At 62.1% G+C, this 19,242-nt stretch carries 19 protein-coding genes; 11 read left to right on the top strand and 8 right to left on the bottom strand.

What is annotated here, in order from left to right; all coding sequences use genetic code 11:
- The first annotated feature begins 18 nt into the window (after nt 1–18).
- Complete coding sequence (locus tag BM321_RS21000; RefSeq protein ID WP_060738678.1) at nt 19–306, top strand: Rdx family protein; 288 nt, start codon at nt 19–21, stop codon at nt 304–306.
- On the opposite strand, the gene BM321_RS21005 is transcribed toward BM321_RS21000, so the two are convergent.
- Together BM321_RS21005 and BM321_RS21010 are read right to left on the bottom strand one after the other, a co-directional pair.
- Nucleotides 300–1,190 (bottom strand): DMT family transporter, encoded by an 891-nt coding sequence (locus BM321_RS21005; RefSeq protein ID WP_092444510.1) that lies wholly within the window; start codon nt 1,188–1,190, stop codon nt 300–302. The genes BM321_RS21000 and BM321_RS21005 overlap by 7 nt on opposite strands.
- 228 nt (nt 1,191–1,418) lie before the next feature.
- Complete coding sequence (locus BM321_RS21010; protein WP_092444512.1) at nt 1,419–2,168, bottom strand: helix-turn-helix transcriptional regulator; 750 nt, start codon at nt 2,166–2,168, stop codon at nt 1,419–1,421.
- Nucleotides 2,169–2,303: 135 nt separating this feature from the next.
- Between BM321_RS21010 and BM321_RS21015 the strand changes: the two genes are divergently transcribed.
- Nucleotides 2,304–3,122 carry a UDP-2,3-diacylglucosamine diphosphatase gene (locus BM321_RS21015; RefSeq protein WP_092444514.1) on the top strand — a complete coding sequence of 273 codons (819 nt, stop codon included), beginning with the start codon at nt 2,304–2,306 and terminating at the stop codon, nt 3,120–3,122.
- 136 nt (nt 3,123–3,258) lie between these two features.
- Here the strand turns inward: BM321_RS21015 and BM321_RS21020 are convergent, their stop codons facing one another.
- Nucleotides 3,259–3,837 carry an HD domain-containing protein gene (locus BM321_RS21020; RefSeq protein WP_092444516.1) on the bottom strand — a complete coding sequence of 193 codons (579 nt, stop codon included), beginning with the start codon at nt 3,835–3,837 and terminating at the stop codon, nt 3,259–3,261.
- 12 nt (nt 3,838–3,849) lie between these two features.
- On the bottom strand, nt 3,850–4,161 hold the full coding sequence (locus BM321_RS21025) for an Mpo1-like protein (RefSeq protein ID WP_092444518.1): 312 nt from the start codon (nt 4,159–4,161) through the stop codon (nt 3,850–3,852).
- A gap of 301 nt (nt 4,162–4,462) precedes the next feature.
- Between BM321_RS21025 and BM321_RS21030 the strand changes: the two genes are divergently transcribed.
- A complete protein-coding gene (locus tag BM321_RS21030; RefSeq protein WP_092444520.1) occupies nt 4,463–5,524 on the top strand; it encodes an AraC family transcriptional regulator in 1,062 nt (353 codons plus the stop codon).
- On the opposite strand, the gene BM321_RS21035 is transcribed toward BM321_RS21030, so the two are convergent.
- On the bottom strand, nt 5,481–6,935 hold the full coding sequence (locus BM321_RS21035; RefSeq protein WP_060738671.1) for a TrkH family potassium uptake protein: 1,455 nt from the start codon (nt 6,933–6,935) through the stop codon (nt 5,481–5,483). The two genes, BM321_RS21030 and BM321_RS21035, sit on opposite strands and share 44 nt — an antisense overlap.
- A gap of 119 nt (nt 6,936–7,054) precedes the next feature.
- Between BM321_RS21035 and BM321_RS21040 the strand changes: the two genes are divergently transcribed.
- Nucleotides 7,055–7,618, top strand: a complete 564-nt coding sequence (locus BM321_RS21040) for an NAD(P)H nitroreductase (RefSeq protein WP_092444522.1) — start codon at nt 7,055–7,057, stop codon at nt 7,616–7,618.
- Nucleotides 7,619–7,742: 124 nt separating this feature from the next.
- Here BM321_RS21040 and BM321_RS21045 read toward each other — a convergent pair whose 3' ends face one another.
- From BM321_RS21045 to phhA, 3 genes are all read right to left on the bottom strand, one after another.
- Complete coding sequence (locus tag BM321_RS21045; protein ID WP_092444524.1) at nt 7,743–8,936, bottom strand: amino acid aminotransferase; 1,194 nt, start codon at nt 8,934–8,936, stop codon at nt 7,743–7,745.
- Nucleotides 8,936–9,292 (bottom strand): 4a-hydroxytetrahydrobiopterin dehydratase, encoded by a 357-nt coding sequence (locus BM321_RS21050; protein ID WP_003184087.1) that lies wholly within the window; start codon nt 9,290–9,292, stop codon nt 8,936–8,938. The genes BM321_RS21045 and BM321_RS21050 overlap by 1 nt, the downstream gene beginning before the upstream one ends.
- A gap of 99 nt (nt 9,293–9,391) precedes the next feature.
- Nucleotides 9,392–10,177, bottom strand: a complete 786-nt coding sequence (gene phhA, locus BM321_RS21055; RefSeq protein WP_060738668.1) for a phenylalanine 4-monooxygenase — start codon at nt 10,175–10,177, stop codon at nt 9,392–9,394.
- Nucleotides 10,178–10,496: 319 nt separating this feature from the next.
- On the opposite strand from phhA, the gene BM321_RS21060 reads away from it, so the two are divergent.
- The 7 genes from BM321_RS21060 (at nt 10,497) to flgK (ending at nt 19,240) form a co-directional block, all read left to right on the top strand.
- Nucleotides 10,497–12,056, top strand: coding sequence for a sigma-54-dependent transcriptional regulator (locus BM321_RS21060; RefSeq protein WP_092444526.1), 1,560 nt, complete (start codon nt 10,497–10,499; stop codon nt 12,054–12,056).
- Nucleotides 12,057–12,393: 337 nt separating this feature from the next.
- Nucleotides 12,394–13,131, top strand: coding sequence for a flagellar basal body rod protein FlgF (locus tag BM321_RS21065; RefSeq protein ID WP_060738660.1), 738 nt, complete (start codon nt 12,394–12,396; stop codon nt 13,129–13,131).
- A gap of 49 nt (nt 13,132–13,180) precedes the next feature.
- Nucleotides 13,181–13,966 (top strand): flagellar basal-body rod protein FlgG, encoded by a 786-nt coding sequence (gene flgG, locus BM321_RS21070; protein ID WP_092444528.1) that lies wholly within the window; start codon nt 13,181–13,183, stop codon nt 13,964–13,966.
- 70 nt (nt 13,967–14,036) lie between these two features.
- Nucleotides 14,037–14,732, top strand: coding sequence for a flagellar basal body L-ring protein FlgH (gene flgH / locus BM321_RS21075; protein ID WP_018614454.1), 696 nt, complete (start codon nt 14,037–14,039; stop codon nt 14,730–14,732).
- 45 nt (nt 14,733–14,777) lie between these two features.
- A complete protein-coding gene (locus tag BM321_RS21080; protein WP_162488974.1) occupies nt 14,778–15,848 on the top strand; it encodes a flagellar basal body P-ring protein FlgI in 1,071 nt (356 codons plus the stop codon).
- Between the two features lie 10 nt (nt 15,849–15,858).
- Nucleotides 15,859–17,163, top strand: coding sequence for a flagellar assembly peptidoglycan hydrolase FlgJ (gene flgJ / locus BM321_RS21085; RefSeq protein WP_092444530.1), 1,305 nt, complete (start codon nt 15,859–15,861; stop codon nt 17,161–17,163).
- 10 nt (nt 17,164–17,173) lie between these two features.
- Nucleotides 17,174–19,240 carry a flagellar hook-associated protein FlgK gene (gene flgK / locus BM321_RS21090; RefSeq protein ID WP_092444532.1) on the top strand — a complete coding sequence of 689 codons (2,067 nt, stop codon included), beginning with the start codon at nt 17,174–17,176 and terminating at the stop codon, nt 19,238–19,240.
- Nucleotides 19,241–19,242 lie beyond the last annotated feature (2 nt).

A 19,242-nucleotide genomic window follows, 5' to 3' on the forward strand; every position in this document is an offset into this window, starting at 1 on the left:
CCCAGGAGTTCACCCGCAATGACCGAGCACAAGCCCGAAGTTGTCATCACCTATTGCACCCAGTGCCAATGGCTGCTGCGCGCCGCCTGGCTGGCCCAGGAACTGCTCAGCACCTTCGGCGACGACCTGGGCAAAGTGTCCCTGGTGCCGGGCACCGGCGGTGTGTTCCACATCAGTTGCGACGGTGCGCAAATCTGGGAGCGCAAGGCCGATGGCGGTTTTCCCGAGGCCAAGGTCCTCAAGCAGCGGGTTCGCGACCGGATCGACCCGGAGCGGGACCTGGGCCACAACGACCGGGTTCAGTGAGACGCGGCTTGGGCACCGACACCCGGTTTCTTCGAGCCGCCCGACTGGCTCGAGATCACGATGGCCGCGATGATCACCACGCCGCCCAGCAGCATGCGCAGCGTCGGGCGTTCGTCGAACAGCCACCAGGCCATGGCGATGCCGTAGACCGGTTCCATGGCGAAGACCACCGCCGCCGTGCGGGCCTTGATCACCGCCAGGCTGGCGACGAACAGGCTGTGGGCCAGGCCGGTGCAGAACACGCCGAGCAAGCCGATCCACAACCAGTCGAGGGGGCGAACGTCACTCAGTTGTGGCGCGGCCATCGGCAACAGGCACAACCCGACCACTACGTTCTGGCACAGCGCGGCCTGCACAGGCGGTACATGCGCGGAGCCGGCACGGTTGGTCAATGACAACAGGGCAAACAACAGCCCCGAAGACACGGCCCACAGCAGGCCGGTGGTGGCACCGCTGGCCAGGTCGAAGTTCGGCGTGACCAACACCAGGCCAACGCTCACCAGCACCACCAGCCAGATTTCATTGGCGCGAATCCGCTCGCGGAAGATCAGCCCCTCGAGCAATACCGTGAAGGCCGGGAAACTGGCGAACCCCAACGTGGCGATCGCCACGCCGGCCACCTTCACGGCGATGAAGAAACTCACCCAGTGCCCGGCCAGCAACAGGCCGCCCAGCAGCAATCGCCGGCCATCCTGTGCCCGCAGTTTCTGCCAGCGACTGCTGCTGGCGAACCGGGCGAACGCCGCCAGGGCCAGCACGGCGAAGACAGCACGCCCGAACACGATGACCGCAGGCGAAGCCGCGGCGAGTTTGCCAAAGACACCGGTCAGGCCAAACATGAGTGCACCAATGTGCAGGGCGCCGAGGGCGGTACGGGGTGTCATTTCAATCCTTTCAACAGACAGTGGGGCAACGGGCGAGTGTCTTCTGTGGGAGCGAGCTTGCTCGCGAAAGCGGTGGTTCAGGCAATGCAGATATTGACTGACAGATAGCAATCGTCGGACTGCCGCCCGGAGCAAGCTCCCACAGGACCGCCGCGTCACGGATGTCAGTATTTAAGCGTGGGTGAGGCGGCTGTGTCTGTCGCGATCCTAGCGATTTTTAGCGCGCATCTAGCGCTGACGCCGCAGCTTGCCCGGCGAGGCGCCGAATTCCCGCAGCACCGCCGCGGCGAAAGCACTCTGGGAGTTGTAGCCGACCCGGTGGGCGATCTCGCCGATGGGCAGGTCCGACTCGCGCAACAACGCCACGGCCTGGTGCAAGCGGCGGCTGCGGATGTACTCCATCGGGGTTTGTCCGCATTCGGCGATGAAGCGCGCATGCAGGCGGGCGCTGGAAAGGCCGGCGACCCGTGCCAGGTCCGCCACTTGCAGCGGGTAGGCGGCGTTCTGGTCGATGTGGGCGTTGAGCGCGGCGTAGGGCAGGCGCCGGCCACCGAGGGGGCGCTGGCGAACGCCATTGAGACTTGCCAGTAGCAGCACCGCGCCTTGCTGGGCGATCAACGGGTCGTCCACCGGGCTGCCCGCCAGCCAACTGACCAACTGGCTTTGTCCCGCGTCCAGGGGCAGGCGAGCGGTGTCGTCGAGCAAGCGGCGGCTGGCGTCGGCGTGATCCCCCAGGCATTGCCCGACCCAATCGTCACTGGGCACATCCAGCACCAGGCAGCGACTGCCCTGGGGACTGCCGCAGGCATGATGGGCGCCGGCGGGTACTACCACGAAACTCTGTTGCACCACCTGGCTGCCACGCCCTTCGACTTCGAAATCCAGCGCGCCGGACAACCCGAACACCAGTTGCGCGTGGTCGTGGCTGTGGACAATCAAGTCGTGGCTGTAGTGGCGTAGCGTGAGGATCGGTCTCATCGCGGTCTCCCGTGTCAGGCTGCCAGCATACACCGAGGGCACACCGCCCCGCGCTGTCATGTAATGGACTTGTGTTTGTCATGGGCCATTAACCGCCGGCGTGCACAGTGGCGAAAACGATCAGAGGGTTGCCCAATGACCAGCGCCGAGCTCGCCAAACCCAGCCGCAAGCAGCGTGTTCGCACCCTGTGGATTTCCGATGTGCATTTGGGCACCCGGGATTGCCAGGCCGAGCACTTGTCGCAGTTTCTCAAGGGCTACCACGCCGACAAGATCTACCTGGTGGGTGACATCATCGATGGTTGGAAACTGCGCGGCGGCATGTATTGGCCCCAGGCCCACACCAACGTCATTCGTCGCTTGCTGACCATGAGCAAGCGCGGCACCGAAGTGATCTACGTCACCGGCAACCATGACGAATTCCTGCGGCGCTATTCGAAGCTGATCCTGGGCAATATCCAGTTGGTGGACGAAGCGGTGCACGTCACCGCCGATGGTCGGCACTTGTTGGTGATCCATGGCGACCAGTTCGATGTCATCACCCGTTACCACCGTTGGCTGGCGTTCCTTGGGGATTCGGCCTACGAGTTCACCCTCACGCTGAACCGCTGGCTCAACCATTGGCGGGCCCGTTATGGCTACGGCTACTGGTCGTTGTCGGCGTACCTCAAGCACAAGGTCAAGACCGCCGTCAGTTTCATCAGCGATTTCGAAGAAGCCATCGCCCACGAGTGTGTGAAGCGCGAACTGCATGGCGTGGTCTGTGGGCATATCCACCACGCGGAGATGCGCAGGGTGGGCGAGGTGGAATACCTCAATTGTGGCGATTGGGTCGAATCCTGCACGGCGCTGATCGAGCATTGGGACGGGTCGATCGAGCTGTATCGGCTGGCGGAAGCCCAGGCGCGGGAGGCGCTGGCCAAGACTGAGTTGAAAGTGACTGAGCCGGTGTAGGTCTTCATGACGCCATCGCGGGCAAGCCTTGCTCCCACAAGTACTCACCGCCTATGAGAGCAGGCAACACTTGTGGGAGCAAGGCTTGCCCGCGATGGACCGCGCAGCGGTCCCCAGCAATCTGTCAGCCAGAGGGCTATTCAGCCATCGCCGCCTTGTAGATCGATTGCTTCGGCGTGGCAAAGACCCTTTCCAGCATCGGCTCGAAGAAACTCAACGGCAGGGTGTCGTATTCGGCATCGAATGCCGCCGCGTCGTACTTCGCACAGAACTCAATGGTCGCCTGGTACTGCGGATGGCCACTGAATTGCTCGCGCAGGTGCCGGTCCATGCCCAGGTGATGGAAGAAGTAATAGCCTTGGAAAATCCCGTGCTTTTCCACCATCCACAGGTTTTCGGCGCTGATGAAGGGCTTGAGGATGGCCGCAGCGATGTCCGGGTGGTTATACGAACCCAAGGTGTCGCCGATGTCGTGGAGCAGGGCACAGACCACGTATTCCTCGTCCCGCCCGTCACGGTAGGCGCGGGTGGCGGTTTGCAGGGAATGAGTCAGGCGATCCACCGGGAACCCGCCAAAATCGCCGTCCAGCAGTTTCAAGTGGGCCAGGATCCGGGCCGGCAATTGTCGCGCGTAGGCGCTGAAGTCGGCCGCGATGATCGCCCAGTCTTGTTGGGTGCCTTCTTTCATATGGGTAAAGCGCGCGTGGTTGCTCATCGGCAATCCTTATTAGAACGCGACCTTGCCCAGCAGCATGTCACGGTACATGACGAAATCGCCGAGCAGGCTGTAGAGCGGATGCTGGAAGGTGGCGGGACGGTTCTTTTCGAAGAAGAAGTGCCCGACCCAGGCGAAGCCGTAGCCGGCCACGGGCAGGGCGAGCCACAGCCACCCGTTACCCACGACCAGAGCGAGGGCGAACACCAGGATGACCAGGGAGGTGCCGATGAAATGCAGTCGCCGGCAGGTGCTGTTGCTGTGTTCGCTGAGGTAATGCGGGTAGAACTCGGCGAAGCTATTGAATCGTTTAGCGTTTTCCACGACGGCTGGCTCTGTGGTTATTGTTCTGATATTTGAAGTCTAGAACCATCAATCGCTACGGCCAGTGACAATCAGCGCCACTCTAGTGTCCGGTCTTACCAATAACGCCCCTTTTGGACGGCTTCTGTTGCCGTCATGCTGTGTTGCCACTCCTCGCCATAGCGGGCTATGACTCGGTCGTGGCGCCTTGCCTGACAACAACAGCCGCTCGTACAAAAAGGGGCGTTATTGATAAGTCCGGACACTGCTATCCTTCGCAAATCCAGCCGTACCCCGCGGCTCGTCATGCAAGTAAAACGTCATGAGCGAACGAACCACTTCTTCAAGCTGGGCGATGGGGATTGTCAAGGCGTTGGAAATGGACGGCCTCAATTGTCGGGTGCTGTTCAAGCAACTGGGGCTGGACTTCGATGCGCTGGAAGATCCGGATGCGCGTTTCCCCCAGGACTCGATGACCCGGCTCTGGCAACGGGCCGTGGAGTTGTCGGGTAACCCGGCCATTGGCTTGAACATGGGCAAGGTGGTACGCCCGGCCTCGTTCCATGTGGTTGGCTACGCCTTGATGTCCAGTCGCACCCTCGTGGAGGGTTTCCAACGGCTGGTGCGTTACCAGCGGATCATTGCCGAAAGCGCCGATTTGAGTTTTCGCCAGTTGGAAGATGGCTACGGGCTGATCCTGACGGTGCATGGCGACCATCTGCCCCCGACCCGTCAAAGTGCCGAAGCATCCCTGGCGTGTGCGCTGGCCCTGTGCAGTTGGTTGACCGGGCGCACCCTGCATCCGGTGAAGGTGTTGCTCCAGGGCGCGGAGCCGTTGGACCTGGCGCCTTATCACCGAGCCTTCCGCGCGCCGTTGGTGTTTGGCGCGCGTTATGACGCGCTGATCTTTGAGCGGGCCGACATGGAGGCGCCGCTGCCGACGGCCAACGAAGCCATGGCACAGCTTCACGACCGGTTTGCCGGGGAGTACCTTGCGCGTTTTTCGGAAAGCCGCGTGACCCACAAGGCGCGACAAGTACTGTGTCGGCTGTTGCCCCAGGGAGAACCCAAGCGAGACGTGGTGGCGCAGACCTTGCACCTGTCGCAGCGCACCTTGCAGCGGCGCTTGCAGGAAGAGGGCACCAGTTTCCAGAGCCTGCTCGAAGACACCCGTCGTGAACTGGCCGAGCAGTACCTGGCGCAGCCAGGCATGACGCTGCTGGAAATCGCCTATCTGCTGGGGTTCGCCGACCCGAGCAATTTTTTCCGGGCCTTTCGCCGCTGGTTCGACACCACGCCCGGCGAATACCGGGCGCGATTGACGAGCGAGCCTGAACCGGTCAGTGGCGCCAGAACGCCGGGATACACAGCACGAACACCGTGATGATCTCCAGCCGGCCCAGCAGCATGCCCCCGGACAGAATCCATTTGGCCGCGTCCGGCAGCGGTGCGAAGTTGCCGGCTGGCCCGATGGTTTCCCCCAGCCCCGGGCCGACACCGGACACGGTACTGGCCGCGCCGGTCAGGGCCGTCATCCACTCCACCCCCAGCAGTGACAGCAGTAGGGCGATCACGCAGATGGTGATGGCGAAGAAGAACGAGAACGTGAGGATCGAGCGGACGATTTCTTCGTCGAGGCGATGACCGTTGTACTTTTGCTTGATCACCGCACGGGGGTGGATCAGTTGGTTGAGGTTGGCCCGAAGCAGGATGTAGGCGACCTGGAAGCGGAAAATTTTGATCCCGCCGGCCGTCGAGCCCGAACAGCCGCCGACGAACCCCAGGTAGAAGAACAGCATCAACGAGAAATTGCCCCACAGGCTGTAGTCGCCCAGGGCGAAGCCGGTGGTAGTGACGATGGACGTCACGTTCAGCGCCACGTGCCGCAGCGCGTCCAGCCAATGCAGGTCGGTGGTCGCCCAATACCAGGTGCCGAGTACCAGCCAGGTCACCAGCAGCACGCCGATGAGCCCTTGGACCTGCTGGTCCTTGATCAGCGCCCGGCGATTGCCTCGCAGCGTCGAGACATACAGGGCAAACGGCAGGCTGCCGAGGATCATGATGACGATGGCGACCCAGTGCACCGCCGGCTGGGTCCATTTGGCCAGGGACAGGTCCGAGGTGGAGAAACCGCCGGTGGAGATCGCCGACATCGAATGGTTGATGGCATCGAACAGGCTCATCCCGGCCCACCAGAGCGCCAGGGTGCCGAGGATGGTGATGCCCACGTAGGACGCCACGATCAGCCGCGCCACCATGTGGGACCGGGGCATGACTTTTTCCGAGCGGTCCGACGACTCGGTCTGGAACAGCCGCATGCCACCGATGCGCAGCAGCGGCAGGATCGCCACCGCCATACCGATGAAGCCGATACCGCCGAGCCAGTGCAGCAGCGAGCGCCACATCAGGATGCCCGGGGACATGGTGTCCAGGCCGCTCAGGACGGTGGCGCCAGTGGCGGTGATGCCCGACATGCTTTCGAAGAACGAATCCGTATAGCTGATGTGCTGGGTCAGCAGGAAGGGCAGGGCGGCGAAGATACATACCACCAGCCAGCTGCTGACGGTCAGCAGGTACATGTCCCGCGGACGCAGGTGGATGTGTTCCGGGCGCCCGGGAAGCACCAGCGCCAGGCCGGCGACGAAGGTAATCATGCTCGACCAGAGGAACGACGGCAGGTCGCGGGTGCGCTCGAAGACCAATAGGGTGGCCATGGGCACGACCATGAAGATCGCCAGGGTGATCAGGAAGATGCCGATGATGAAACCAATGATCCGCAGGGTCGGCAACGCCATGAAGTCCGCTCAGGCTGTAAAGGGAAGGGCGCCATTCTACCCGCGACAAGCGGCATGTAAACCGGCAGCCGGCCGCGCTTCCCGCTAGAATAGCCAAACATTTTTTCAGGAGGTGGCCGATGCAGGCTCTCGACGCTTTGCTCAACCGTGTTTCCGTCCCGCGCCTGGTGGAGCCGGCACCCACGCCGGAACAGCGCGAGGTCATGTTCGCCGCGGCCATGCGGGCGCCGGATCACGGCCAGTTGCGGCCATGGCGCTTTCTGACGGTCGAGGGTCAGGCGCGGCATCGCATGGGCGAACTGCTGGCCGAGGCGGCGAAGTTCAATGACCCGCTCGTCCCGGAAGCTGTCGTGGAAAAAGCCCTCAACGGCCCATTGCGCGCGCCGCTGGTCGTGGTGGTGATTGCCCGTCTGCAGGACCATTTCAAAGTCCCGAAATCCGAGCAACTGCTGGCGGCCGGCTGCGCGGCCCATGGCATCTTGCTGGCCGCGTATGCCCAAGGGGTGGGTGGGGTATGGCGTACCGGTGAGCTGGCGTATTCACCGCATGTGGCCAGGGGGCTTGGCCTTGAAGAGGGGGAAGAGGTGATCGGTTTCCTCTACTTGGGCACACCGCAGAAAGAAGCGCGCACGGCGCCGCAGGAAGATCTCGGGCAGTTTGTCCGGGAGTGGACGGGCTCGTAGGAGCTGCCGAGCGAAGCGAGGCTGCGATCCTTTTTCAGACACTTGAGTCTCAAGTGGAAGATCAAAGATCGCAGGCTTCGCCAGCTCCTACAGGGACCGGGAGCAAGCTCCCTCGCCACAGGTGTTATCTGCACGCATCCGCAATCGCCTCGGCCAGCAGGTCCAGGCGCGTGGCGTCGATGCCGGCCACGTTGGCCCGGCCGGTGCCGACCATGTAGACACTGTGGCGCTCGCGCAGGTGCTTGACCTGTTCCGGCGTCAGGCCAGTGTAGGAAAACATCCCGTGTTGCACGCCGATATGGGCGAAGCGCTCGCGCAAGCCATGGGATTCGAGGGCTTCCAGCAAACCGCTGCGCAATTGCGCGATGCGCAGGCGCATGGTCTGGACTTCATCGGCCCACAAGCTTTTGAGTTCCGGGTCGCCGAGGATGGTCGCCACGACGGCCGCGCCATGGTCCGGCGGTGTCGACCAGAGGTTGCGGGCGATGTTTGCCAGTTGGCTGCGGATGTCCACCAGCTTCTCGCCATCCCGGGCGCAGACGATCAACGCACCGGTACGGTCGCGATACAGGCCGAAGTTCTTCGAACAGGAGCTGGTGACCAGCACTTCCGGCAGGGCCTGGGCAAACAACCGGACCGCCCAGGCGTCCTGCTCCAAGCCATCGCCAAAGCCCTGGTAGGCGAAGTCGATCAACGGCAGCAGGTCGCGGCTGCGCACCACCTCCAGCACCTGGCGCCATTGCTCATGGGACAGGTCGAACCCGGTGGGGTTGTGGCAGCAGGCGTGCAGTAGCACCACATCGCCTTTGGGCGCCCGGTTCAAGGTCGCCAGCATCGCCTCGAAATCCAGGCGATTATCGGCGCCCACGTACGGGTAATGGCTGGCCTTGACCCCGGCCGCGGCGAAAATGGTTTCGTGGATCGGCCAGGTCGGGTTGCTCAGCCATACGCCACGGCCCGGCAGGCACTGGGCGATGAAGTCGGCGCTCAGGCGCAGGGCACCGGTACCGCCCGGGGTCTGGGTGGCGCCAGCGCGTTTTTCGCTGATCAGCGGCGAGTCGGCGCCCAGCACCAGCTCATTGATCAGTTGGCCGAACGCGGCGTCGCCATGACCGCCGATGTAGGTCTTGGTGGTCTGGCGTTCCACCAGTCGCTGCTCGGCCCGCTTCACCGACTCAAGAATCGGTGTCAGGCCCTGGGCGTCCTTGTAGACACCCACGCCCAAGTCGAACTTGCTCGGGTTGCTGTCCGCCCCGTAGGCCTCCATCAGGCCGAGGATCGGGTCGCCGGGGACCCGGCCGATGGCATCGAAATGCATTACTTGCGGCCCTCGGCGGTCTTGGCCACGTCATCGGTGCGGGCCGCCATGATGAAATCGTTGCGGTGCAGGCCCTTGATGGAGTGGCTCCACCAGGTCACGGTGACTTTGCCCCATTCGGTGAGCAGGCCAGGGTGGTGGCCTTCGGCCTCGGAGATCTCGCCGACGGCGTTGGTGAACGCCAGGGCGTGCTTGAAGTTCTTGAACAGGAAAACTTTTTCCAGCTGCATGACGCCGTCGCGCACTTCGATGTTCCAGTCGGGGATCTGCTTGATCAGCACTGGCAGTTCTTCGTCGCTCACTTGCGGGGCATCGGCGCGGCAGGCTTCGCAATGGGCTTGGTTCAGAGTGTTCATGGTGTGTTCCTGGATCGAATATTTGGAAAACGTCGATGCACCCACGCTAAAGCAAAGCGGCGTCGTGCAACAGACTCAATTGGGATTAAAAGAGGCGGTTCACGCCGCTTTTGGTGGGAATTTCGGGGCATGCAAGCCCAGCTCCCGGCCGCGCTTGACCATGCCCATGATGTCTTCGTGGGCCAGGTCGAACAGACGCTTGAGTTCGGGCAGCACGAAATACACCGGTTGCAGGATGTCGATGCGATAGGGGGTGCGCATGGCTTCCAGCGGATCGAAGGCCTGGTGTTCCGGCTCGTCCGACAGGCAGTACACGGTCTCCTTGGGCGAAGACAGGATGCCGCCGCCGTAGATGCGCCGGCCTTGCGGGGTCTGCACCAGGCCGAACTCGATGGTCATCCAATACAGGCGCGCCAGGTAAACCCGTTCTTCCTTGGACGCCTGTAGGCCGAGTTTGCCGTAGGTGTGGGTAAATTCCGCAAACCAAGGGTTGGTCAGCAGCGGGCAGTGGCCGAAGATCTCGTGGAAAATGTCCGGCTCCTGCAGGTAATCCAACTCTTCCCGGGTGCGAATAAAGGTCGCCACAGGAAACTGTTTGCTGGCGAGCAATTCGAAGAAGGTCTGGAAGGGAATCAACGCTGGCACCCGGGCGACTTGCCAGCCCGTGGTCTGGCCCAGCACCTTGTTGATTTCGTCCAGTTGCGGGATACGGTCGTGAGGCAGGCCCAGCTTGTCGATGCCATCCAGGTATTCCTGGCACGCACGGCCTTCGATGACTTTCAGCTGGCGGGTGATCAGCGTGTTCCACACCGCGTGTTCTTCAGCGGTGTAGTGGATAAAACCTTGCGCATCGGGCTCACGGGCCACGTACTGCGTCTGCTTCATGCTGCTCTCCTGCTGATTTCCCTCAGGGGGATGATGTGTTTGTTGTTATGTCCAGCGATGCAATAGAGATAACGCGAAGCGGCGGCCTGTGCCGCACGCTGACAAGGGCGGGACAGGGGAAAGAAAAGCAAATCCGTAAAGTTTTCGTTACGAATTGAGCTGAACTACGATGCTCTAGGGATTTTCCGGTGGGAATCGGCCTACAACTGTCACATAATCTTGACGACTATTTGCGCTGCCATGCAGAAACCTTTGTGGCTCTCGCCACAGGGGACTTGAACGGCGCACCTTTCCATCTCATACGCACCCGGGCCTTTCCATGCGCATCAAAGCCCATTGCCAGAACCGCATCGGCATCCTGCGGGACATCCTCAACTTGTTGGTGGAATACGGCATCAACGTCGCCCGAGGGGAGGTCGGTGGCGAGCATGGCAACGCGATCTACCTGCACTGCCCCAACCTGATCAACATCCAGTTCCAGGCGCTGCGTCCGAAATTCGAGGGCATCGCCGGGGTGTTTGGCGTCAAGCGCGTAGGACTGATGCCCAGCGAGCGTCGGCACATGGAACTCAACGCCTTGCTCGGCGCCTTGGAGTTTCCGGTGCTGTCCATCGATATGGGGGGCTCCATCGTCGCGGCCAACCGGGCGGCGGCGCAGTTGCTCGGGGTGCGTGTCGACGAGGTGCCGGGCATTCCGCTGTCCCGCTACGCCGAGGATTTCGACTTGCCGGAACTGGTACGCGCCAACCAGTCGCGTATCAATGGCCTGCGAGTCAAGGTCAAGGGCGATGTGTTCCTGGCGGACATCGCGCCACTGCAATCGGAACACGACGACAGCGAAGCCATGGCCGGTGCGGTGCTGACGTTGCACCGGGCCGACCGGGTGGGCGAGCGGATCTATAACGTGCGCAAGCAGGAGTTGCGCGGCTTCGACAGTATTTTCCAGAGTTCGAAAGTGATGGCGGCGGTGGTCCGCGAGGCACGGCGCATGGCCCCGCTGGACGCGCCGCTATTGATAGAAGGCGAAACCGGCACTGGCAAGGAACTGCTGGCGCGCGCTTGTCACCTGGCGAGCCCGCGCGGGCAATCGCCATTGATGGCACTCAACTGCGCCGGGCTGCCCGAGTCCATGGCCGAGACCGAACTGTTCGGCTACGGGCCGGGTGCCTTCGAAGGCGCCCGGGCCGAAGGCAAGCTCGGTCTGCTGGAACTGACTGCGGGGGGAACGCTGTTCCTCGACGGGGTCGGGGAGATGAGCCCGCGCCTGCAAGTGAAATTGCTGCGCTTCCTGCAGGACGGTTGCTTCCGCCGAGTCGGCAGCGATGAAGAGGTGTACCTGGACGTCAGGGTGATCTGCGCGACACAGGTGGACTTGTCTGAACTCTGTTCCCGGGGCGAATTCCGTCAGGATTTGTACCACCGCTTGAACGTGCTTTCCTTGCACATCCCACCCCTGCGCGAATGCCTCGATGGCCTGGCGCCGTTGGTGGAACATTTCCTCGACCAGGCCAGCCGCCAGATCGGTTGTGCGCTGCCCAAGCTGGCCCCGGCGGCGATGGACCGCCTCAGTCACTATCATTGGCCGGGCAACGTCCGACAGCTGGAAAACGTGCTGTTCCAGGCCGTTTCCCTGTGCGACGGCGGGAAGGTGAAGGCTGAGCACATCCGCCTGCCGGACTACGGCGTGCGCCAGCCCCTTGGCGATTTTTCCCTTGAAGGCGGGTTGGACGAGATCGTCGGCCGCTTCGAGAAAGCCGTGCTGGAGCGCCTGTACGCCGATCATCCCAGCAGCCGGCAATTGGGCAAGCGGTTGGGGGTCTCCCATACCACCATTGCCAATAAACTGCGGGAGTATGAGGTAGGTAAAACCGAGTCATAGCTATTTATCTGTTGCGTTTTTACGGACCTCATCGCGAGCAAGCTCGCTCCCACATGAATCTTCAGTGTTCACTGGATTTGTCGGCATCCAGATAACCTTTTGGGAGCGAGCTTGCTCGCGATGGCGGCAGTGGCCGTTATCGAAGGACAAGCATTGCCACTCACCGGCACGACACCGCCGGTTTTTCGTCTTCGATACATTTCAAAAGTCCCTCCCACAATCCTGAACCCCTTGTTTGCCGGGGCGCGGGGCGCCAGAAAAAAGTTGGTCTGCAAATTGCTTAAGGCTGTGCAACACAGCAGTGGGCGGCAAACGTCCGGCATGCAGAGGAACGACAGTGGACAAGTACCTTTATGTGGCAATGACCGGCGCCAGCCAGAACGCCCTGGCGCAACGGGCCCATGCCAACAACCTGGCGAACATCTCCACCAATGGTTTTCAGAAAGACCTGGAGCAGGCGCGCTCGATGCCGGTATTCGGTGACAGCTTTCCGGCGCGGGCCTTTGCCCTATCCGAGCGACCTGCCACTGACTTCACCCCGGGCGCACTGGTGGAAACCGGTCGTGACCTCGACGTCGCGGTGAGCGGGCCGGGCTGGATGGCCGTGCAAAACCCCGACGGCGGTGAAAGCTACGTGCGCACCGGCAGCCTCAATGTCGATGCCCTGGGCGTACTGCGGGCCGGCAACGGCATGCCGGTGATGGGCAACGGCGGTCCGATCGCCGTGCCGCCGGAACAGAAAATCGAAATCGGCCAGGACGGCACCATCAGCATTCGTGCCATGGGCGAAGGCCCGCGGGTGATGGCTGAAGTGGACCGCATCAAGCTGGTCAACCCGGACCTCAAGAACATGACCAAGGGCCTGGACGGCTCGATTCGTACCAAGGACGGCCAGCCGGCGCCGATCGATGCCAACGTGCAGTTGGTGTCGGGTTTCCAGGAGGCGAGCAACGTCAATGCCGTGGATGAAATGACTTCGGTGCTGGCCCTGGCCAAGCAGTTCGAGCTCCACGTCAAGATGATGAACACCGCCAAAGAAGGCGATGAAGCCATGGCTCGGGTCTTGCAGATCTAATCATTAATTACAGCGTTGCGCCGAAAAACAGGCGTACGAGGAGAATCGAATGCTTCCGGCTCTATGGGTTGCCAAAACAGGTCTGTCCGCCCAGGACACCAACCTGACGACCATTTCCAACAACCTGGCGAACGTTTCGACCACGGGTTTCAAGCGTGATCGCGCCGAGTTCCAGGACCTGCTGTATCAGGTAAAACGCCAGCCTGGCGCCCAATCGACCCAAGACAGCGAATTGCCGTCGGGCCTGCAAGTGGGTACGGGTGTACGCATTGTCGGCACCCAGAAAAACTTCAACGCCGGCAGCCTGCAGACCACCGAGCAGCCGCTGGACATGGCCATCGACGGTCGCGGTTTCTTCCAGATCCTGCAGCCGGACGGCACCACGTCCTACACCCGTGACGGTACGTTCCACCTCGACTCCAACGGTCAGATCGTCAACGCCAGCGGTTTCGCCCTGGAGCCGGCGATCGTCATTCCGAACGATGCCCAGACCTTTACGGTGGGCCGTGACGGTACCGTGTCCATCACCGTGGCGGGCAACCCGGCCGCCCAGGTGATCGGCAACCTGCAGACCGCCGACTTCATCAACCCGGCCGGCCTGCAAGCGGTGGGCAACAACCTGTTCCTGGAAACCGCTGCCAGTGGCGCACCGCAAATCGGCACCCCGGGCCTGAACGGTTTCGGCACCACGCTGCAGAACACCTTGGAAACCTCCAACGTGAGCACCGTCGAGGAGATGGTCAACATGATCACCACCCAGCGTGCCTACGAGATGAACTCCAAGGTGATCTCCACCGCCGACCAGATGCTCTCGTTCGTTACGCAGAATCTGTAATCGTCACAACGTCCGTCACCACGTAGACAGGGCGGCCCCAGGGTCGCCTGCAACACCAAGAGGTAGGGTCATGAAACGCTTCGTATCTGTTCTGGCACTGAGTGGCATCACCGCACTCGCGGGCTGTGTCGCGCCGACACCCAGGCCCAATGACCCGTATTACGCTCCGGTGTTGCCACGCACGCCGTTGCCGGCTGCCGCCAACAATGGCTCGATCTACCAGGCCGGCTTCGAGCAGAACCTGTACAGCGACCGCAAGGCCTTCCGGGTCGGTGACATCATCACCATCACCCTGAACGAGCGGACTCAGGCCAGCAAGAATGCCAACTCGCAGATCGACAAGACCAGCGAAACCAGCGTCGGCCTGACCTCGTTGTTCGGCTCCAGCCTGACCACCAACAACCCGATCGGCAGCAATGACCTGAGCCTAAACGCCGGTTACAGCGCCGACCGGGCCACCAAGGGCGACAGTCAGTCGGGCCAGAGCAACAGCCTGACCGGTTCGATCACCGTGACCGTCGCCGATGTGCTGCCCAACGGCATCATTGCCGTGCGGGGCGAGAAGTGGCTGACCCTCAACACAGGTGACGAGCTGGTGCGCATCGCCGGCATGGTTCGCGCCGATGACATCTCTACCGATAATACTGTTCCGTCAACTCGTGTGGCCGATGCGCGCATCACCTATTCGGGCACCGGTGCCTTTGCCGATGCGAGTCAGCCAGGCTGGTTCGACCGTTTCTTCCTCAGCCCGAAGTTCCCTTTCTAGGTGGCCCAGTTGAATCTTAAGCAGCTGTTGATCGGTGTCCTGGTGATGTCCGCCGCCTTTACCGCTCAGGCCGAGCGTTTGAAGGACATCGCCAGTATTTCCGGCGTGCGCTCCAACCAGTTGATTGGCTACGGCCTGGTCGTGGGCCTGAACGGCACCGGCGACCAGACCACCCAGACCCCGTTCACCCTGCAGACCTTCAACAACATGCTGTCGCAGTTCGGCATCAAGGTGCCGGCCGGCTCTGGCAACGTGCAGTTGAAAAACGTCGCGGCGGTGTCGGTCAGTGCCGATCTGCCGGCATTCGCCAAGCCCGGCCAGCAAGTGGATATCACCGTTTCGTCCATCGGTAACTCCAAGAGCCTGCGTGGCGGTACGTTGCTGCTGACGCCACTCAAGGGTATCGATGGCAACGTCTATGCCATCGCACAGGGCAACCTGGTGGTGGGCGGTTTCGATGCCGAGGGACGCGACGGTTCGAAGATCACCGTCAACGTTCCGTCGGCCGGTCGCATCCCCGGCGGTGCGTCGGTGGAACGTGCGGTGCCGAGCGGTTTCAACCAGGGCAACAGCCTGACGCTGAACCTCAACCGTTCCGACTTCACCACCGCCAAGCGCATCGTCGACAAGATCAACGACATGCTTGGCCCAGGCGTGGCCCAGGCCATCGACGGCGGCTCGATCCGTGTCACCGCGCCGCTGGATCCGAGCCAGCGGGTCGACTATCTGTCGATCCTGGAGAACCTCGAGGTCGATCCGGGCCAGGCGGTGGCGAAAGTCATCATCAATTCGCGTACCGGCACCATCGTGATCGGCCAGAACGTCAAGGTTTCCCCGGCCGCCGTGACCCACGGCAGCCTGACCGTGACCATCACCGAAGACCCGATCGTCAGCCAGCCTGGGCCATTGTCCAACGGCCAGACCGCCGTGGTCCCGCGTTCGCGGGTCAATGCCGAGCAGGAAGCCAAGCCGATGTTCAAGTTCGGCCCGGGCACGACCCTGGATGAAATCGTCCGGGCGGTGAACCAGGTCGGCGCGGCGCCGGGCGACTTGATGGCGATTCTCGAAGCCTTGAAACAGGCCGGCGCGTTGCAAGCCGACCTGATCGTGATTTGAGGGGCGAGTCATGGATATGCGCAAGGGCGCTTTGATCAGCGGGGATTCGGGTTCCTACTCGGACCTGAATCGCCTGAACCAGCTCAAGGTCGGCGACAAGAACAGCGACGGCAACCTGCGTAAAGTGGCGCAGGAATTCGAATCGCTGTTCCTCGGTGAAATGCTCAAGTCCATGCGTTCGGCCACCGAGGCCTTGGGCAAGGACAACCCGCTGAACACGCCGGAAGCCAAGCAATACCAGGAAATGTACGACCAGCAATTGGCCGTTTCCATGTCCCGCGAAGGCGGCGGTATCGGCCTGGCCGATGTCCTGCTGCGCCAGATGTCGAAGAACAAGCCACTGGCGCCCGGTGAAGCGGCGACGTTGTCGGCGGCCAAACAGCAAGAGGTACTGGACAAGGTCGCCAAGGCGCCGGTCCAGACACCAGTGGCGGCCGGGACCTTGCCCACCGACGGCCCGTTGTCGCGCACCAACGGTCAGCGTCCGTTGTGGGCTTCGCGGGCCGTGAGTGCGCCGCAAGGCGCCGAGGGCGTCCACCGCAACGACATGGAACTGCTCAACCAGCGTCGCCTGGCCCTGCCGCCGAAACTGGCTGACCGCCTGCTCGCCGGGCTGGTGCCTTCGGCCTCGGCCAATGCCGATGTCCCTGTGCAGAACCTGCTGCCGGATCGCGCCATCGCCGCCGTCAAGCCGGCCGCCGGCGAACTGGCCAATGGCGACTGGCTGGCCGCGCTCAAGGCTTCCGAGCCGAAAGGGGACATGCAGGTCTATGGTCGCGCCGTGGCCCAGCCACCGCTGGCACCGGCGCGCAAGGCCTTCCGCGATGCCGATGAATTCGTCAACGCCATGCTGCCAATGGCCAAGGAAGCCGCCGACCGCATCGGCGTCGATCCACGCTACCTGGTGGCCCAGGCCGCCCTGGAAACCGGTTGGGGCAAATCGGTGATGCGCCAGCCCGATGGCAGCAGCAGTCACAACCTGTTCGGTATCAAGGCCAGCGCCAACTGGAAAGGCGATTCGGCGCGGGCGATCACCAGCGAATTCCGCAATGGCGAGATGGTCAAGGAGACGGCCGAGTTCCGTTCCTACGCCTCGTACCGCGACAGTTTCCATGACTTGGTCAACCTGCTGCAAAGCAACAGTCGCTATCAAGATGTGCTGAAGTCGGCCGATAACCCCGAACAGTTTGTACGCGAATTGCAGAAGGCCGGTTACGCCACCGACCCGCAATACGCCAGCAAGATTTCGAACATAGCCCGGCAGATGACGAGTTACCAAAACTACGCTTCGGCTGGTGCCACCACGACTTTATAAGGTCTGAACCATGAGTTTGCTCAATATAGGGATGTCGGGTCTGTCCGCAAGCCAGACCGCGTTGGTGACCACCGGTAACAACATTTCCAATGTCGATACCGCTGGATATTCGCGTCAGCAGACCGTGCAGACCACCAAGGCGTCGAACCAGTACGGCAACGTGTTCATTGGTTCCGGCACGACCCTGGCCGATGTGCGCCGGGTGTATAACTCGTATCTTGAAGCGCAACTGAAAACCACCACCTCGCTCAACAGCGATGCGGCGGCCTATCAGGGGCAGATCACCCCGCTTGACTCCCTGCTGTCGGACAGCGGCACCGGCATGAACGGCGCGCTGACCAAGTTTTTTGCCTCGGTGCAAAACGTCAATGCCAAGCCAGGTGACGATGCTTCCCGTCAGTTGCTGCTCAGCGATGCCCAGGCCTTGAGCAACCGTTTCAACTCGATCGCCAGCCAACTGACGGCGCAGAACGAGAACATCAACGGCAACCTGACGAACATGGTTGAGCAGATCAACAACCTGGCTACTACCGTTGCTCAACTGAACAAGAAGATCGCCGAAGTCTCCAACGCCGGCGGCGCGCCGAACGACTTGCTCGACGCCCGCAGCGAGACCATCCGCCAGCTGTCCACCTTCACCGGCACTCAGGTCGTGGAGAACGGCAGCAGTCTGGATATCTACCTGGGGTCCGGCCAGCCATTGGTGATGGGCAACATCACCAATAAACTTGAAGCGGTGCCGGACAAGAACGATCCAGGGCGCATCGGCATCCAGCTCAACAGCGGCTCCAGCGTCATGGACATCACCCAGGTACTCACGGGCGGCGAGATCGGCGGCCTGATGCGCTACCGCAGCACCGTGCTCGATCCGGCCATGAACGAGCTGGGCCGCGTGGCCCTGGTCGTCGCCGATCAGATGAACAGCATCCAGGCTTCAGGCATCGACAAGAACGGTGCGTTTGGTTCCAACCTGTTCACTAACATCAACAGCGCCGCGCAGATGAGCCAGCGCAGCGTCGCCTCGCTGGGCAACAGCGCAGGCTCCGGCAACTTCAACGTGTCCATCGAAGACACCGGCAAGCTGACCACCAACGACTACAAGATCACCTTCACCAGCGCCACCAACTACACCGTGCAGCGCTTGCCCGATAACACCTCGCTGGGCGCATTCAGCACCACGACCACGCCAGCACCGGTCGTCGATGGCTTCTCGCTGACCTTCGCCAATGGCACCGCGGCCACCGGTGATTCGTTCAAGATCACCCCGACCCGCAACTCGGCGAGCAGCATCAAGACCGAGATGACCGACTCCAAGCGGCTGGCGATCGCCGCGCCGCTGGGCGCAGCCATCACACCGGGCGGCAGCGGTACGCTGACCATTCCGGCCAGTGGCCAGCCGACGATGACCACCAAGCTGGACATCTACGACGAAGCCACCACTAGCATCATCCAGAACGGCATCAAGAGCTCCATGCCGGTCAAGGTGGTGTTTGGCGCGACGTCTTCCGACGGCACCAGCCAGGCTTACCAACTGCTGGATGCCAAGGGCGGTACGATCAGCAGCGGTACGATCAAGCCAGGCCAGAGCAACACCCTGAGCCTGAGCGTTCCGCTCAAGGACGCCAGCGGCGCCCCGATCATGGATTCATCCATACCGCCGGTGCAGCGTACCGTCACCTTCGACATGTCCATCGCCGGTTCGCCATCCAACGGTGCTGGCATTGACGTCAACCTCAGTCAGCCCGGCAGCCTGGACAACCGTAACGGTACGGTTCTGGCCGGTTTGCAGACGGCCAAGACCGTGGATACCAATTCCGCCAGCAAAGGGATTTCCCTGAACGACGCCTACGGCAAACTGGTGGAGGGCGTCGGCTCCAAGGCCGCCCAGGGCAAGCTCGACAGCGCCGCCACCGGTGCGATCCTGGATAACGCCAAAAGCGCCCGTGACTCGTTGTCGGGCGTGGACCTGGATGAAGAAACCGGCAACCTGGTCAAGTTCCAGCAGTACTACACCGCGTCTTCGCAGATCATCAAGGCTGCGCAGGAAATCTTCAGTACATTGATCAACAGTCTTTAAGG

Origin of the sequence: Pseudomonas sp. NFIX10 (assembly GCF_900111955.1) — a bacterium.
Lineage (GTDB): Bacteria > Pseudomonadota > Gammaproteobacteria > Pseudomonadales > Pseudomonadaceae > Aquipseudomonas > Aquipseudomonas fluorescens_AA.